At 38.0% G+C, this 17384-nt stretch carries 18 protein-coding genes and 1 tRNA gene; all 19 read left to right on the plus strand.

Annotated elements, in window-relative coordinates; all coding sequences use genetic code 11:
• Window positions 1-244 precede the first annotated feature (244 nt).
• Window positions 245-322: transfer RNA gene (locus DKM50_00085), tRNA-Met, on the plus strand.
• A 95-nt stretch (window positions 323-417) separates the two neighbouring features.
• A complete protein-coding gene (locus DKM50_00090; protein ID PZM84935.1) occupies window positions 418-840 on the plus strand; it encodes a pyridoxamine 5'-phosphate oxidase family protein in 423 nt (140 codons plus the stop codon).
• A gap of 153 nt (window positions 841-993) precedes the next feature.
• Window positions 994-1860 carry a radical SAM protein gene (locus DKM50_00095; GenBank protein ID PZM84936.1) on the plus strand — a complete coding sequence of 289 codons (867 nt, stop codon included), beginning with the start codon at window positions 994-996 and terminating at the stop codon, window positions 1858-1860.
• 308 nt (window positions 1861-2168) lie between these two features.
• Window positions 2169-3824 carry a hypothetical protein gene (locus DKM50_00100; protein PZM84937.1) on the plus strand — a complete coding sequence of 552 codons (1656 nt, stop codon included), beginning with the start codon at window positions 2169-2171 and terminating at the stop codon, window positions 3822-3824.
• A gap of 292 nt (window positions 3825-4116) precedes the next feature.
• Window positions 4117-4938, plus strand: a complete 822-nt coding sequence (locus DKM50_00105) for a hypothetical protein (protein PZM84938.1) — start codon at window positions 4117-4119, stop codon at window positions 4936-4938.
• 18 nt (window positions 4939-4956) lie between these two features.
• Window positions 4957-6378, plus strand: a complete 1422-nt coding sequence (locus DKM50_00110) for a hypothetical protein (GenBank protein ID PZM84939.1) — start codon at window positions 4957-4959, stop codon at window positions 6376-6378.
• A 193-nt stretch (window positions 6379-6571) separates the two neighbouring features.
• Window positions 6572-6919, plus strand: coding sequence for a MarR family transcriptional regulator (locus DKM50_00115; protein ID PZM84940.1), 348 nt, complete (start codon window positions 6572-6574; stop codon window positions 6917-6919).
• Window positions 6920-6921: 2 nt separating this feature from the next.
• Window positions 6922-9399: a pyridine nucleotide-disulfide oxidoreductase gene (locus tag DKM50_00120; GenBank protein PZM84941.1), complete on the plus strand. Its 2478-nt coding sequence runs from the start codon at window positions 6922-6924 to the stop codon at window positions 9397-9399.
• A 101-nt stretch (window positions 9400-9500) separates the two neighbouring features.
• The gene (locus DKM50_00125; protein ID PZM84942.1) at window positions 9501-11240 is read left to right on the plus strand and encodes a YgiQ family radical SAM protein; all 1740 of its coding nucleotides are present in this window, start codon (window positions 9501-9503) and stop codon (window positions 11238-11240) included.
• A gap of 15 nt (window positions 11241-11255) precedes the next feature.
• Entirely contained in the window at window positions 11256-11873 is a 618-nt protein-coding gene (locus DKM50_00130; protein PZM84943.1) for a hypothetical protein, read from the plus strand.
• Between the two features lie 83 nt (window positions 11874-11956).
• Window positions 11957-12493, plus strand: a complete 537-nt coding sequence (locus tag DKM50_00135) for a hypothetical protein (GenBank protein PZM84944.1) — start codon at window positions 11957-11959, stop codon at window positions 12491-12493.
• 30 nt (window positions 12494-12523) lie between these two features.
• Window positions 12524-13027, plus strand: a complete 504-nt coding sequence (locus DKM50_00140; GenBank protein PZM84945.1) for a hypothetical protein — start codon at window positions 12524-12526, stop codon at window positions 13025-13027.
• 54 nt (window positions 13028-13081) lie between these two features.
• Complete coding sequence (locus tag DKM50_00145) at window positions 13082-13606, plus strand: NUDIX hydrolase (protein PZM84972.1); 525 nt, start codon at window positions 13082-13084, stop codon at window positions 13604-13606.
• A 209-nt stretch (window positions 13607-13815) separates the two neighbouring features.
• Window positions 13816-14274, plus strand: coding sequence for a hypothetical protein (locus tag DKM50_00150; GenBank protein PZM84946.1), 459 nt, complete (start codon window positions 13816-13818; stop codon window positions 14272-14274).
• Between the two features lie 76 nt (window positions 14275-14350).
• Window positions 14351-14770 carry an Hsp20/alpha crystallin family protein gene (locus tag DKM50_00155; GenBank protein ID PZM84947.1) on the plus strand — a complete coding sequence of 140 codons (420 nt, stop codon included), beginning with the start codon at window positions 14351-14353 and terminating at the stop codon, window positions 14768-14770.
• An 18-nt stretch (window positions 14771-14788) separates the two neighbouring features.
• Entirely contained in the window at window positions 14789-15187 is a 399-nt protein-coding gene (locus DKM50_00160) for a hypothetical protein (protein ID PZM84948.1), read from the plus strand.
• Between the two features lie 243 nt (window positions 15188-15430).
• Entirely contained in the window at window positions 15431-15904 is a 474-nt protein-coding gene (locus tag DKM50_00165) for a hypothetical protein (protein ID PZM84949.1), read from the plus strand.
• Window positions 15904-16644 carry a hypothetical protein gene (locus tag DKM50_00170; GenBank protein ID PZM84950.1) on the plus strand — a complete coding sequence of 247 codons (741 nt, stop codon included), beginning with the start codon at window positions 15904-15906 and terminating at the stop codon, window positions 16642-16644. Before DKM50_00165 ends, DKM50_00170 begins: the two co-directional genes overlap by 1 nt.
• A 166-nt stretch (window positions 16645-16810) precedes the next feature.
• A complete protein-coding gene (locus DKM50_00175) occupies window positions 16811-17275 on the plus strand; it encodes a YbhB/YbcL family Raf kinase inhibitor-like protein (GenBank protein ID PZM84951.1) in 465 nt (154 codons plus the stop codon).
• Window positions 17276-17384 lie beyond the last annotated feature (109 nt).

Here is a 17384-nt window from a genome sequence, read left to right on the forward strand (position 1 = left end):
AGAAGGACATTAATTCTTGTTGAACCGCCGTATACGGAACCGTACGTACGGTGGTGTGAGAGGTCGGTAGGTGAATTAATCACCTACCTCCTACTCGATAACGTGGATATGGTAAACTCTTTTATTATAATTTTTCCAATTATCCTATTTGTTTGAATATTTGTCTTATGTTTATTAATAAAATGAGCAATAAGTATATTGAAAAGAGTCTGAAAGTATATTATAATACATAAACAATTTGATCGGGCCCATAGCTCAGTTGGTTAGTAGCATTCGACTCATAATCGAAGGGTCGTAGGTTCAAGTCCTACTGGGCCCACCAATAATAATTTAAAAGGATTCAAAGAAATTTGAATCCTTTTGTTTTTAAACAATTATTGTTTATTTGAGTATAAATTATATATAAAGGAGAGACTTATGAATAAGGCAGAAGTCATTGATTTTATAAATGCGCATTTAGGTGGTCATTTAGCCACGGTTGAGGATGGGAAACCACATGTTCGAGGGATTTTTTTCTACAAAGCGGATGATGATGGGATAGTTTTTCACACCGGAACGATGAAGGATCTTTATCGCCAGGTAATGGCAAATCCAAACGTGGAAACGTGCTTCAACGATTTTCAGCAGGGTATTCAGATACGCGTAAGTGGTGTTGCTCAGGAAATCAAAGATATGGATTTTAAGAAAGAGATTGTCAGCAAAAGGGAGTTTCTGCAGAAGATGATCGAATCAAATGCAGCCAGCTATGAAACCTTGGCGGTATTCTATATAAAAAACTGCGTTGCAACGCCTTGGACCATGGCTGCTAATTTTGCGACTAAAGAGTATATTAAGTTTTAATGAATTTTAAGCAGCCTTATATCAACAGGAAAAGGGATTCAATATTTGTTGAATCCCTTTTCTTGTGCGCCCAGCATGGGCGCTTTCTAGCCGGTGAAAGCTCACAGATAGTTTGAAGGAAATCACAGGAAGAAGCAATGGAAGAAAAAAAACATGAAAAAATTTAAGAAGATTTATATTGAAATAACCAATGTTTGCAATCTGTCTTGTGATTTTTGTCCTAAAACCAATCGTAAACCTAAATTTATGGACCGAGATTTATTTGAAAGAATTTTGTATCAGATAAAAGGAAGGCCTACTCATCTCTATTTTCATGTAATGGGAGAGCCTCTTTTACACCCGGAGCTTAGCACTTTTCTTAATTTAGCTCATAAATATGGATATCCGGTTAATTTGAACACTAACGGGATTTTGATAGATTCTATTGCTGAATCAATCGTCTTTGAACCTGCTTTGAGACAGGTTAATTTTTCATTGCACAGTTTCGAGGCAAATAATAATCAGTATTCAATAGACCCCTACCTTAGCAAAATATTTGAGTTTATTACTCTAGCGCGAAAAGATAATAAAATATCTATCTGTTTGAAGTTATGGAATCTTTCAGATGCGGGGAAAAACGAAAACAATCGACATATTCTAAATAGATTGCAATACGAGTTTGGCATTGATTATGTAATTGAAGACAAGCTGACACCTTTTAGAAGCTTGCCGTTAGCTGAAAATGTTTTTCTCAGTCAATCTTTCCAATTTGATTGGCCGGATATTAACCTTGAGGACATCAGCGATAAAGGTTTTTGTTATGGACTTAGAGATCAGGTTGGCTTTTTGGTAGACGGCACTGTTGTTCCCTGCTGTCTCGATGGGGAAGGCACAATAAAGCTTGGTAACATTTTAGAACAGGAATTCGATGAAATTATTGCCGGGCAACGGGCTCAAAAACTATACGAGGGTTTTTCAAAAAGGCAAGCTGTTGAGCCATTATGTCAAAAATGTGGATTTAGGACTCGTTTTAATCGTTGAGAGCTCTTTTCTTTGATTTGGTCTCTGTATGGATCATTGCTGGTATACGGATCTCAAAATCCAGCTAACCTTTATGACAAGAAGTAATTTTTAACGCCAAACCCTCACTGTTAACTATTAGTAACACTGTTAATCATCGAATTCATCTAATTATAACCAAATATTTCCTTGCAGTGATAATAATCTATTAACCTCGGCAAATCTATTATTTATACTTTTAGGTTTATTTAAAATAACATTTGAAAATTATAATATAATGTGATAATAAAGTGCTTTGAGGAAATACTAGGAACAGGGGGGAATATTTAATGTATAGAAAAATAATAGTGTTGGTTTTATGTATAATAATTGTAGCGCTTATCGGGTGTGGACAGTTAACCAAACAGCATATGGATATAAATACGACACCTTTATCGGCGCAAACCCAATCTTATACTAACGAGACAGTTGCAGCTACAAGTAAAATATCTATTTCTTTAGGACAAATGAATACAGAACTAAGCTCGCTACCGGCAGAAAAAATTCTGATGTCAGCGCAATCAGTTAAAATTGAATCAGCTGTCTCAGAATATATGACATTCGATGTCACCAGTAATATATTTTTTCAGGTAAATCGTTTGGGAAAAGTAGAAGCAGATGGTTGTATTACTCTAAACATTGTTTACAAGGACACTGCTAAGCCTAACTTGTTAAAATTGAGGGCATATATGCTAGGTAGCGATGGGCTAGCAGGTCAAAAGATTACCCAGAATGTAATACCTATTGAGATGAAGATCGCCGATGATCAGCCATTCAAGTCACTTTCTAGCTCTAACATGAGCATCAAAGTATGGGATGCTACATTTATGCAGGGGATAAGCCAAGTATACGTAATAAAGTTGAGAGGAGATTTCTCGAATGCGTTTAAACAGCAATATACTGGGACGATAGTTTTTGATTTCGTCAGAGATGAAAAGTTGGGATGGTTCAACGTCGGAGAGCGAGGGCTCTCAGCCGGAAAGGCCGATTACAATAATTTGCGTATAGATAATGGAATGCTTTATATGGTGTACAAGGATTATTCTGAAGGAGGCAAGGCTACGGTAACGAAATATGACGGGACTGCCTGGGAGCCTATCGGTGAACCAGGGTTTACTCAAAGTTCAGTTAATTATACTTCGCTTAGCGTATATAATGGAACTCCCTTTGTAGCGTTTAAAGACTCAGCTAATTTTAATAAAGCAACAGTAATGAAATATGACAGGAGTAACTGGGTAACGGTTGGGAATCCTGGCTTTTCATCCGGTGAGGTTTTTGATACGACGATCGTAGTTAATAATGGAATTCCCTATATTTCTTTTCGGGATATCGGTAGCGGCGGTAAAGCAACTGTAATGAAATATGATGGAGAAAAATGGTTAAGTGTCGGTAATGCAGGATTTTCGGATGGCGCTGTATCATATCTCTCGATGTGTCTTGATAAGGGCTGTCCGTACGTTGTTTACTCAGATTGGGGTGGCAGCCAAAAAGCTACTGTGATGAAATACGATGGTAATAATTGGGTGGCTATCGGTGCAAAAGGATTTTCTTCGGGAGCAGCGTTTTATACGTCTCTTTGCGTTGATGATGGAGTACCCTACGTCGCGTATCAGGATTTTGGCAATACCGGCAAAGCTACTGTCATGAAGTATGATGGTATAAATTGGGTTAATGTCGGTACGCCAGGATTTTCGCTTGCGCATGCCTCCAATACTTCATTGTCTGTTTATAACGGAATTCCTTATGTTGCATATCAAGATGAAGTTTTCGGAAGTAAAATAACCTTAGCAAAATACGATGGTAATCATTGGAATACAATAGGAAATCCAGGTTTTTCAAGTGGGTTCGGCGGCGCTCCCTCCCTATATATATATAGGGGGGTTCCCTATGTATCATATATAAATAATGATAATTCCGGGAAGCTGGAAGTAATGAAGTTTTTTTAATAAACGACTAAAGTATTCTTTTATTTGATTGAAAGCCCTGGATTTTTCCGGGGCTTTTGATGTCTGCAAAGATTCTTGTAGAGAATCTGAGTTCTAAAGCCATAAGTAGATTGGCTTCTGTTCCTGACCTTACAAAGTTTAATGGGTATTCATCTGGGATAAGCCCAGCTCAGGATTTCTTGTATTTACAATATTAATTTACTTTTTTATATAAATACGATAAAATGTCATTAATCTCATGTCTGTGTGTCTTACCTCAGATTTATATTAACGCAATAGCAAGGAGGAATATATGAAAAAAACTAAGGGAATATTATTAGTTTTAATATTAATCAGTACCTGGATAAGTATATCATTTGCAGAAAATGGTGGTTATAGTACAACATCGAGCCTGGATTGGAATCTATTCAAAAAATACAATAGCATGATTTTTATTCCGAACCAGAATGGGCTATTAACGGTACCTATTGCAACTACTATAGGAAAAGGAAAAATAGCCGCAGGACTAAGTAGTCTGGAAGCAGGGAAAATTTCAGATACAAAAGTATACTATACAAACGCAGGAATTTTACTTGGCACCTCAGATGATGTTGAGATCGGGTATTCCAAAAAAGCGCTTGTATTTAGTGATGATTATTCACGAACAGACATAGAGGGTGCCAATCTTTACCTAAAAATAAAGCTGCTGGATTGGGGAGATGTGGTTCCTAGGATAGCTGTTGGATTAACGGCAACGTCGTTAACTAATGAAAGCGATCTTGATAAGTACAATACATTCATGAATGCTTTTGCCGTAACCAGTATAATGTTTGATCTGTTTGCAGCCAGGATTGGTCTCCATGCAGGTTTAGAGAACGGATTTATGGGAGATAACCAAGGTGATCCTTTCTTTTTTGGAGGAGCTACCATTACATTATTTGATTTTATTAACCTCTGCGGAGAATATGTAGGAGCAAACCAAGAAGGCGAAGATGGAATGGTTAATGCTTCAGCTGGTGTTAAGCTCTTTGACATTTTATCCATCAATGTCAATCAGCTTGATCTTAATAATGAGAACAATAAAAAAGATCCGAAAACATCAGCGCAAGCAGTGCTATCCATAAAATTTCACTAATAAAGGAGAACTCATTCAATGAAAAAATTCATCGTAATTATATCGCTATTAGCTATATGCCTTTCTCTTTTTGGTTGTACCGAAAGAGCGATTGACAAAACAGCAATTCAAATTCTGAACTCAGACCGAATACCGACTGATAAAGTCAAAGTACTTGATACGGTTATGATCAAAATGAGTAACTTGAAGTCAAATCAACTTTACACCGTTACTATCAAGGATTCTGCAAACAGTATTATCAGCAAAGTGAGATACAGCACTGATGAGCATGGAAATATCGCTCCTGTGCCAATTTGGTACCAAGCCGGTTTAAACAACCGTGGAGCCGAACAAGGAAAAATCAACGTTAATGCACTTCTCAGGTCATATACCGCAACTATTCTCGGGCCTGAAACCGATGTGACGATACCATTTACAATTTTTGATACAAAAGAAGGCGAGGGTAAGTTGCCAATAGCAGCTGCAGCTATTTCTACAGGAAATAATGACTATTGCATTTCAGATTCATTTGATTACGATCCGTCACATCCTAACTTAAGCAATGATGTGTATCTTTGGTCAGAAAATCTTCCAAATGGTCTCTATAATGGTACCGTGAATATATATATTATAAAAGATAAAGACATCAAAGATGCGGATAATACAGGATCATTTGAAGTCGTTTCTCATAACACGGTAAGCGTTTCTGTGACAGGAAGCATATTTACAAAAATATTAAATAAAACCGAGTTTGCTGCAGCAATAGCAAGTTATGGCAATAATTTTGATGTTTTTGTGGATGTCAATAAAAATGGTGTTTATGATGATACGATAGACATACTCGATGGCAAGTCCAATGTCGGGTTTACTATTCAACAATTAGTGGAAGAAACAACCATCGTACGTATTCAGGTCGCCTCAAAAGGCTTTTATGACAATAACGGTTACTATGGATATGTTGATACGTTCAGGCAAGATGGCAGTGACCTTGTTGGTCCATACTGGGCTGACGGCGATTGGGCTGACTGGTACAAAGGAATAAAAGCTATTTTTAATCCATATGTTAAAAAAAGCTATCATTGGAATGATTATGGCAGCGATGAAGATGCCGGATTTATGGCTCCATATTCTGGTAAGTGGGTTAATATCTATGTTGTAACTTCCAATGCGGTTGTTTATGTGGACAACCACTTGGATATAGCAGCAGATCGTCCGGCACTTGTCGACGTTTCCGGACAATACGGTAATCCTCAAGTCGAAATGGTACCGTTAGCTGCATCCTGTTATAACGGAGCTTCCCAATTCATCGTGTATCCTAAAGCATATTTGCGATTAGGTCATTACTCGATAATTGTTGATGTTAATAACAATGGTAAATGGGATTCAGACATTGATTTCATAGATGACGTTAATGCTGATGATGGAGCTTCTCATACCGGGTTTTCGATTACAGCTAATTAATTCTGAAATATAATATCGATACTATCTTAGAAGACTGCCGTACAAATTGCGGCAGTCTTTTTTTGTGCGCCCAGCATGTAATCTGTCTGTTATGTAAAAGTCTAAACTGCCGGATTTGACAGAAAAAGAGTACTCTTGTAAAATAGATGCTATTAGCAATTATATATAATAGCAAACTATCCCTGGAGGAATCATGAAACCTCTCTGTAAACTAAAAAGTGTTTTTAAAGCGATATATTCCTGTGAACAAAAACTCAAACAAGAAGTCCACCTTACGATAAACGAATGTTTAGCTTTATGCTGCGTATTTAATGGCGAAAGAAATGCCGGAGAGATAGCCGGCGAAATAGGAATTTCTCCATCCAGGATTTCACGAATACTTGGCTCTCTTGAAAAAAAAGAGCTTATTATCAGGTTGGTTGATGAAAATGATAAGCGAAAAATGATCTTTGAATTAAGCCTGTCGGGCAAAACAAAAATGGATATGATAAAAAACGTTAATATGGATTTTTCCGAATTAAATTTTATAAGCGAGGTATAGCTATGTCAAAATATATAATTATCGGCGGCGTTGCCGGCGGTGCTACGACGGCGGCACGACTAAGAAGACTCGACGAAAAAGCAGAGATTCTCCTGATAGAAAGAGGCGAAAATATCTCCTATGCTAATTGCGGTTTTCCCTACTATGTTGGTGGCGTAATAGCAGAAAGGGACAAGCTGTTTGTCCAAACTCCTGCAAGTTTCAATCAGCGTTTCAATATTGATGTTCGAGTCAAATCGGAGGCAATAGATATAGTACGGAGTAATAAAACGATCAAGATTAAAAAAGCAGATTCCGGCGAAGTCTATGAAGAAAGCTACGATAAACTAGTATTTTCTCCGGGAGCAACGGCAATCAAACCGCCTATTCCAGGGATAGATGAACAGGGTGTTTTTACGTTGCGAAGTGTAGAAGACACTGACCGGATCAAGCAATATATGGCCCAAGGTCACCCCACTAAAGCGGTTATTGTCGGTGCCGGATTCATAGGGCTTGAGATGGCAGAGAATCTTCGCCACAAAGGTATCGAGGTGACGATCGTAGAAATGGCCGAACAGGTCATGAACATGCTTGACTTCGAAATGGCCGCACAAGTACACCAACATCTACGTTCAAAAAACATCACACTTCATCTCAAGGATAGTCTTAGATCATTTGCGAGAGAAGGAAATACTATTGTTATTCAACTCAGCAGCGGCAAAGAGATTCGTTGTGATATGGTTATTCTATCATTAGGAATTAAACCTGACAGCGCATTGGCATCGAAAGCCGGGCTAAAAGTCGGGGCTTTTGGCGGCATAGAAGTAAATGAATTTCTACAGACTTCTGATCCTGATATCTATGCAGTAGGCGATGCTATTGAATTCCTTAATCCTATAATAAATATAAAAATGCCAACGTACCTTGCAGGACCTGCTAATAAACAGGGTAGGATTGCTGCTGACAATATAGTAGGAGGCAATAAAAAGAAATATGCCGGGTCGATTTCAACTGCAATTGCCAAAGTATTTGATCTCAGTGTTGCAACAGCAGGAATATCGGAAAAAATCGCAAAGAAATACGGAGTCCAATATTACGCATCAATTACTCACGGAGCTTCCCATGCTGGCTATTATCCTGATTCAACACCTCTGACAATTAAAATTATCTTTGCAAAAAATGACGGGCAATTATTAGGAGCACAAGTTATCGGACAAGAAGGGGTTGATAAACGAATAGATCTTCTTTCGACGATCATAAAGAATAAGGGAACGATCTATGACCTTGAGGAAATAGAACATGCTTACGCGCCTCCTTATTCATCGGCAAAAGATCCGGTTAATATTGCCGGGTTCGTAGCAGAAAATATACTGACTTCTGCTACAAAAGTTATTCATTGGGAAGAACTTATTTCACTAAAATCCGATGACATTTTTCTCCTTGATGTCAGGACTCCAGAGGAATACTCTATTGGAAATATCGATGGATCTGTTAACATACCTCTCGATACAATAAGAAATAATCTTGATAAAATCTCAAAAACAAAAAAAATCGTAATTTACTGCGCTGTAGGACTGCGAGGCTACCTGGCTTCCCGGATTCTCGACCAAAACGGGTTCAAGGAAGCATACAATCTTTCAGGCGGATACAAGACCTATAGTGCGGCTACCAAAAAGCATAGCAATGAAGATACTTCGAAGGTATATATTGGAAAGGATGATACTATTTATCAAACGGACCCGAATGAGAAAATGCAAATAGCTAATGGTACGATTACAATCGTAGATGCAACCGGAATCCAATGTCCCGGTCCGATCATCAGGCTAAAAAGCGAGATGGACCGAATAAAGGAGAATGAACAACTAAAGATTATTGTCAGCGATAAAGGCTTTGCAAATGATGTTGCATCCTGGTGTAATGTGACAGGAAATAAACTAATCTCGCTCGAACAGCAGTCAACCAAAATCATTGCAATAATCGAAAAGTCGACACAAGGAGTAACCCATTCTATGACCGACATAGATGTAAAAAAAGACAGAAAGACAATAATTGTCTTTAGTGACGATCTCGACAAAGCTCTGGCAGCATTTGTTATTGCCAATGGAGCTGCATCAATGGGAAAAAAAGTCACAATGTTCTTTACTTTCTGGGGACTTAATGTAATAAAAAAACTCCAAAAGCCAAAGACGAACAAAGATCTTATGGGAAAATTATTCGGGATGATGATGCCGACCAGCAGTCTTGGATTAAAATTATCAAAAATGAATATGCTCGGGCTGGGAACATTTATGATGCGTTTAAGAATGAACTTCAAAAAAGTTGATTCTATTGAACAGATGATCGATACCGCAATCAAAAGTGGAGTAGACCTTGTTGCGTGCCAGATGTCCTTAGATGTTATGGGTGTCAATAAGGAAGAACTGCTTGATGGTGTTCAAATTGGTGGAGTTGCAATGTATTTGGAAGCAGCAGAAAAGTCAAACCTGAACTTGTTTGTGTAACTTAATTAACCAATAGGTAAAACTTAAACCCATGCTTGATTCGATGAGATAAATGAGTATAATTATGTCTGTTTAAATTCAACGTCAGATCAAGGTATTCTATGTCATTCAACTTTCTCCCTACAAACAAAACCGAAATGAAGCAAAAAGGCTGGTCGAGCATCGATGTTGTCATCATTACAGGAGATGCTTATGTTGATCATCCGTCATTTGGCGCGGCTATCATCGGAAGATATCTTGAAAGCCAGGGGTTCACGGTTGGAATAATTGCCCAGCCGGATTGGAAACGGGATGAAGATTTCCTGTCTATGGGAACGCCGAACCTTTTTTTTGGCATAACCGCGGGTAATCTTGACTCCATGATAGCTAATTATAGCCCGGAGAAAAAACACCGCAGAAAAGATGAATATTCTGAAGGCGGTATATCTGGAAATCGCCCGGATAGAGCTGTCATCGTCTATTCCAATATCGTGAGAAAGTTGTTTTCAGATACGCCTATCGTTATCGGTGGTATCGAAGCAAGTCTGCGAAGGCTTGCATACTATGATTACTGGGATAACAAAATTAGAAGATCAATCCTCTTCGATACCCGGGCAGAAGTTCTGGTCTATGGCATGGGAGAAAAGGCGATTGCCCAGATAGCAAAAAATATTCAAAATGGAGATTCACTTAAAGGAATAAAAAATACCGCATACATTTCCGATTCTCTCCCAGCGGACGATCATATTATCCTGCCATCATTTGAAGAAGTATCCGAGGACAAAGTTAAGTACTCCCAATCAGTGAAAGAATATTATACGGAATCAGTCAAAAAAAAGCCAAGGACTATTGTTCAGGCTTGCCAGAAAAAATATGTTATTACTGAAACTCCGGGTGTTATCAATAATGATGAACTCAACTCAGTCTATATGCTGCCCTTCACCCGGGAAGCCCACCCAAAGTACCAGAAGCCCATCCCGGCTTTTAGCTTCGTTAAACATTCGGTCGTCTCTCACCGGGGTTGTTATGGCGGATGTTCGTTCTGTACTCTCAATTTGCATCAAGGGAAATACATTAACAGCCGTTCAATTGAGTCAATGCTTAAAGAGATAAAAGATATTATTATTCCACAGAAGGATTTTAAAGGATATATCCTTGATATTGGCGGACCGTCAGCGAACATGTACGCTAGCAAATGCGAAAAAGATGAAGGTTGTATGAGAGTAAGCTGCCTTGTTCCTAATAAGTGTAATAATCTAAAAGTAGATTTCCAAAAGCAATTGCAGTTATTACGTCAAGCCAGTTCAATTAAAGGGATAAAAAAAGTATTCGTTAACTCAGGTGTTCGCGTTGATCTGGCCCTTAAGTGTCCTGAATACATGCACGAGCTCGTTGCGAACCATGTATCCGGTCAGCTCAGTATTGCACCGGAACATATGTCTCCCAGTGTGCTTAACGCAATGAATAAACCTGAATTTTCAATCTACGAAAAATTCTTTTCTCTGTTCGACAAGATTAGTTCCGACGTAGGAAAAAAACAATATATTATTCCATATTTTATTGCCTCCCACCCAGGATCATCATTAACTGATATGTATATGCTGGCAATGTACCTGAAAAAAAATAAAATGAGAGTGGAGCAAGTACAGAACTATACTCCGATACCTATGACACTCTCATCCTGCATGTACTATACCGGCATTAATCCGATGACCGGAAAGCCTGTCTATGTTCCAAAAAGTGAAGAGAGGTTGCTACAAAGGGCCCTCTTGCAGCCACAGTTCGAAGACAACAGGGTTCTCGTTAGAAAAGCGCTTAAAATGCTGGGCAAAGAAAAAGATTATGCTTATTTAACTCGATAGTAAAGAGGTAATGAAATGATCATCGACATGCATAACCATACTGACAAATACTCGTCGTGCAGCATACTCGACTCACTTGTTCTCGTCGAAAAAGCAGAAGAGAAGAAACTGGACGGCATTATTATAACCGAACACTATTATGTGTGGACTGAAAAGGAGATTAGACAGCTAAAAGCTATGGCAGATAGTCATCTCGTTATACTTCGGGCCCAGGAAGTAGCTACATCGATCGGTGACCTCCTTTGTATCGGATATTATGAGAACCTTCCCAGGAAACTTAGTGCGATGGAAGTCATAAGGCGAGTGCATGGAAACGGCGGCGTCGTAATTATGGCACATCCTTTCCGCGGGGGAAAAGATCTCGGAGCAAACCTGCAAAAACTGAGCAAACGGTTCGCTATTGTAGATGGAATAGAAGTTTACAATGGCAATCAAGTTGAGATAGAGAACCAGTTCGGTTACGAAGTTTGGGAGTCACTCAATATTGTAGGTATTGGGGGAAGCGATTCCCACTCGGCGCAAATGGTTGGGAAATATGTTACGGAATTTGAAAATTATATTAACAACGAAGATGATCTTGTAAGAGAATTAAAAGCAGGAAAATGTAAACCGGTAATACATTCTTTTAAATAAACCAATACTTGTGTGTGAACAGATAATCAATTTTCCTAAAAAAAAATACTTGATAAACAGTCGAGACCTGTTACAATCCCCCCATGGTAAAGCTTGCAGGCTATTCGTTATGGCTTCAACCGGAAGGTTATAGGTATACCAAATTCTCAAATCTTATTAATCATTTGAGCCTGAAATACAATGTTCCTCACTTTGAACCGCACGTTACATTATTCGGAAATGTCATGGAACCGGAACCGGAGGTGCTTTTCAATGCACAGCAGCTCGCGGAGATTATAAAATCTACTACGATTCGACTAGATCGAATTGAATACTTCGAAGAATACTACCGAAGTATCATTGTTCTGGTTGAAAAAAACGAAGCACTTATTGATGCACATAATAAAGCCAGTCAGCTATTTTCCCGGGACATTTCTGAACCGTATGTGCCTCATCTGAGTTTGCTTTACGGCTATATTTCTGAGGAATTGAAAAAACAGATAATTGATGATATCGGAACTGAATTAGAACATTGTTTCATGGCAAAGCATTTGACTGTTGTATCGACATTCGGTGAACCCTCCGAATGGAGAATTATAAAAAAATATAATCTGATTGACTTAAGCGACAAATGTCTTTAAGTTATTACCTCAAATTCAGGGAGGGTTAGTATGGGCAGAGTTATGGATGGGCCGGAATTATTAATGACAAGGAGAAGCATCCGTGACTATGCAAATAAAGAAGTACCAGAAGAAGTCCTATGGAGGATTTTAGATTTTTGCCGCTATGCGCCTACATCCAATAATTCCGAATCATATTATTTTGTCGTTATCAAAAATAGAGATATCTGCAAATTCCTATCAAATTTAAGAGCAGAGCATAGCGAGCCGCTTGCAAATGCGCCTATGGCAGTAGCAATCTGTACAGACCCCATGAAAACTAGAAGAGTTATCGAGGATGGATGTATTGCTGCCTATCATTTTATATTGAGTGCCTGGATGTGCAGGGTTGGTACCTGCTGGATTGGAGGTATGGATAGGGATGATGTTAAAGAAAAGCTAAAAATCCCAAAAGAACATTATATTTCTTCAATAACTCCACTAGGATATCCTGCTGAAATACCAGAGATCCCCCCTCGGCGAAATAAAGAAAATATTGTAAAATTCTTAGTATAGTTAGCGTTGACTACATTAATTTTATTTCAAAAAAAAGGAACATCAATGGATAAGATGCCCCGAAAACTTGATCGCACGGTTATTTACGAAAACCCTTGGGTGAATCTCTACGTCGACAAAGTGGAGTTCCCGGATGGGCGCATCGTTAATGAGCATCATTTTCTTGATTTCGAAAAAGAAGCTGTTGCAGCTATTGTAGAAAATGAAAAGAACGAAATACTCATGGTAAAAGCTTATCGTTACGTCATAGGTTGTATTGACTGGGAGGTTCCGGCAGGATTAATAGAGAAGGGAGAATCTATTATTAATGCTGCCCAGAGAGAGGTTATGGAAGAGAGCGGGTATAAAACACTTTCTCATCATCATATATATACCTTTTACCCTATGAGTGGCCTTGCAAATAAAGTATTTCATGTTGTGAAATGCAAATCAGGAAAAACAACCGGTGTGTTTGATAAAAACGAGGTAAAAGAGTATGGCTGGTTTTCAGAAGACGTTATACGGCAGATGATCCAAAAAAAAGAGATAAAAGATGGACTCACGCTTAATGCGTTGTTAATAAGAAACTATCTAAAATAACCAATGAACCCTGCCTTATAAGCGAGTCACATTCAATGCTGTAAAGCTTCATACAATTACATCCTATTCCAGCTTGACTTATCCAGCTTCAATGCTAACATCTCACTAAAATTAAAACAGGTCGAGCGATGACATTAATCTAATCATCTATCGTCGTTTCTATCTGGTTTTGCATCATTAACGATGTCATCATAACCGGGAGGAATAAAATGAAAATTACCTTTGTATTAATTCTGTTAATCATAAGTTATGTTGGCGTTCCTGTTCATGCTCAGAATAAATTCGGCATAGGAATAATAGTTGGAGAGCCGACCGGTTTAAGCTTCAAGAACTGGGTTAATTCAACTGAAGCTATAGATGGCGCGATTGCATGGGACTTTAGAAAAGATGGAAGATTAACTATACACACTGACTATTTATTTCATAAACTTAACCTGGTAAGAGTTAAGGAACTTGGAAACATTCCTGTCTATATGGGCATCGGTGCAAGAATCAATTTCGAAGAAGAGGATACGAAAATCGGAATACGCATTCCCTTTGGTATCGCTTTTAACTTTGCCTCACGATTACCATTCGATGTGTTTATCGAAGTTGTCCCTGCACTGAACCTGATACCGGCTACGGAAGCTGATATTAATATTGGCTTGGGTACTAGAGTTTTCTTTTGAAACTATATGAGAGGGGGTGACATTCAATATTTCATGGATTTTTCAAATTGCATATAAATAAAAGGGGGGATAAATTATGGCATGGATTTCTAATCCGCTACGAGAGTTAGATAAAATGCAACGAGAGATGGAACGGTTATTTGATACTTTTGGCTATACTCCGACCCGGGAAGCGTTTCCACTCCTTAATATTTATGATGACGAAAACAATATTATTGTGCTGGCAGAAACCCCGGGAATACTAAGGGAAGGCCTCCACATTTCTGTACGTGAAGATGTCTTGAGGATATCAGGACAATGCGAAGCAAAAAGTTATGGAGAAAATTCAATACTTATAAGAACAGAGCGTTGCAGGGGTAGTTTTGAAAAATTATTAGAGTTACCGGTAAAAGTAAAAGAAGACCAGATAACAGCGTCGCTCAAAGATGGAGTATTAATGATTACACTGCCAAAAGCAGAAAAGGTTAAAGCCAAGTCGATTGAAATTCAAGGATGACAAACCGGAGGTGAAAATATGGCAAATGAACTCGAAAAAAGAACCAAAAATAAGGTAAAAAATACAAGTGCAGAGCAGATAACCGATGCAGTTAATTCTTTTTCGCCTGATGTGGACATTTATGATACAAAAGACTCCCTGTTATTTGTTATCGACCTCCCTGGCGTATCAAAAGGGGACGTAAAAGTTGGTATCGATGAGAATAATATCATGTCGGTACGGGCAACGACATCCATAGAAGAGCCAGGAAGGGTACTGATGAGGGAATCCAATATCGGTAATTATTACAGAGCCTTTTCCTTGAGTAATGAATTTAATAAAGATAAAGTCTCAGCTGCCTTGGAAAACGGTGTTCTTGAAATATCAATTCCACGTAGAGAAGAAGCAAAACCAAGAGTAATCGAAATCAGTGTTTAAGTCTGGATTTGAAGGGCTGTCAGGATTCTTAAGCTTTCTGACTAATGGAGGAGATCGGACAGCTCCTTTATTAATAATTCGTTCTTGCTATTTACGACAAACTTAATATAATTGAGGTCCATAATATTCTGATAGGGCATAAAGTTTTATTGTGATTGTATTTGTTTTCTTTATATTCCGAACCAATATAATTTCGTAGCTAAAAGATACCTGGCGTGATTACAAGTGAAAGGGTGAATACAAATGGCAGAAATAATCAACGAACTCGATCTAATGAAAAAACTCGGGATTAGTACCTGGGATAATTTAAGCACGAGAGAGATTACCGGATTTATTCTGATGAGCCTGTATGTTGAGCAGTTTTTATATAAAGAAGTTGCCGAAAAAATACCTAACCTTGCGGGTAGAATTGCTGAGGCTATGGATATGATTATAGAAGAAGGGAAAAAGAATAATAAAAAAGATATTCGAGTTTATGAGTTATTAGAGAATATGGTAAGACCGATAAAAAAAATTAGCCTCAAAAAAAACCTCCAGGAAAGTGACGTAGCATTTATATCCGACCGGATAAAAATAATTGCAAATATTCTTGCTGAAATCAAAAAAGAAAAATATTCGGAATGGAAAAATTATGGGATATGGACCTTCGTTGGAATATCCGTAATAGCTATCTTAATCGTATTTATAACCCGCTTATTAACAAATAAAAACGAATAATGGTTTTCCGGAAAATATTGAGAATAGTTAACAATTTCTTCTCTGTTCCAAAAGATTATCCCAGCTCGCAGGTTGTCACCGAAGAAGACCTGCGAAGCATTACCGATCTAATCCGCAGTTATCGATATAAACTCAATATTATTAGCTATTTCAAAACGCAGCAGTCGCCGGACAAACATGCCGAAGGTCCCACAGTCCTCTATCATATAGCCTATATGCTAAAAATATATGAGCTCATTCTCCATGATCAATCATGGCTGACTAAAAGAACACCGGTAGATATTCAAATCCAGGAACTTATAAATATATATAAAGATAAAACCAATGAACAGATAATCAAAGATTTTATAATTTTTCATGATATAGGAAAAAAGAAAACCATGGGTTATAAGAATAACTCTGTTATCAACTATGGGCATACAGAGGAATCATTAAGAATCCTTAACAGTATCAGCATCCAACAGGATTCGCTTCTCTATAAATCTGTTAAATATCATATGACCATTTACAATGGATTTTTTAACCGGAGTAATGTTCGGCTGATCAGAAAATTCATAGAACAGGAGCGCATGGACCTGAGCGAAATCAAAGTCATGTTCGCACTCTGTATTTTGGATTATATTGGTACGTTAAGAAATGAAACGGAAGAAGACAAGCTTCGTATGTGGCGGAATATGTATAGAGCGATTGACGGATATTTTGAGCATTTAGAAGAACAAGGGAAGAAAAAGAAATATTAATCATTTGAAATAATAATGAATTTGATTTAAGATCGCGGCATAGGTAAAATGATCGTAAAAATCGAATCAATGAGGTAAAATTTTGAAAAAAATCATTCCAATAATTATTATCACGTTATGTTTGTGTACATTCCAGAGTTTAGGTATGGCGAAGGAGGTAAAGAAAATGACTATTAATCTCAAAAGCCCGGCATTCAAAAATGAAGAAATGATCCCTAAGCAGTATACTTGCTACGACAAAAATGTATCGCCTCCGCTTGAATGGTCAGGAGTTCCGGCGAGCGCCAAAAGCATTGCAATAATTACCGAAGATCCGGATGCGCCTCGTGGAGTGTGGACACATTGGGTTGTTTATAATTTGCCAGCAGATATAAAAGGCTTACCTGAAGAAGTTCCTACACAAGACACCTTGAAAAACGGGGCAGAGCAGGGAATAAACGATTCGAAAAATATCGGATATGGTGGCCCTTGTCCTCCAAGCGGAGTACATAGATACTACTTTAAAATCTACGCACTTGATGAAAAACTTCCCTTAAAAAGCGGTAGTACAAAGGGAGACGTAGTAAAGGCCATGAAGGGCCACATTCTGGCAGAAGGCCAATTAATGGGAAAGTATAAAAAAGTTAAATAGAAATATTTTGAGAAGTAGTAAACCGGTAACAAAATCTTTTTTTATGCTAAGGTTGTAAAGAATCATAGATATCCGTATAATTGTTAACTGAATTTAATTCATAGAGGCT

It is taken from the genome of Candidatus Margulisiibacteriota bacterium, from assembly GCA_003242895.1.
In the GTDB taxonomy this organism is placed as follows: domain Bacteria; phylum Margulisbacteria; class Riflemargulisbacteria; order GWF2-39-127; family GWF2-39-127; genus GWF2-39-127.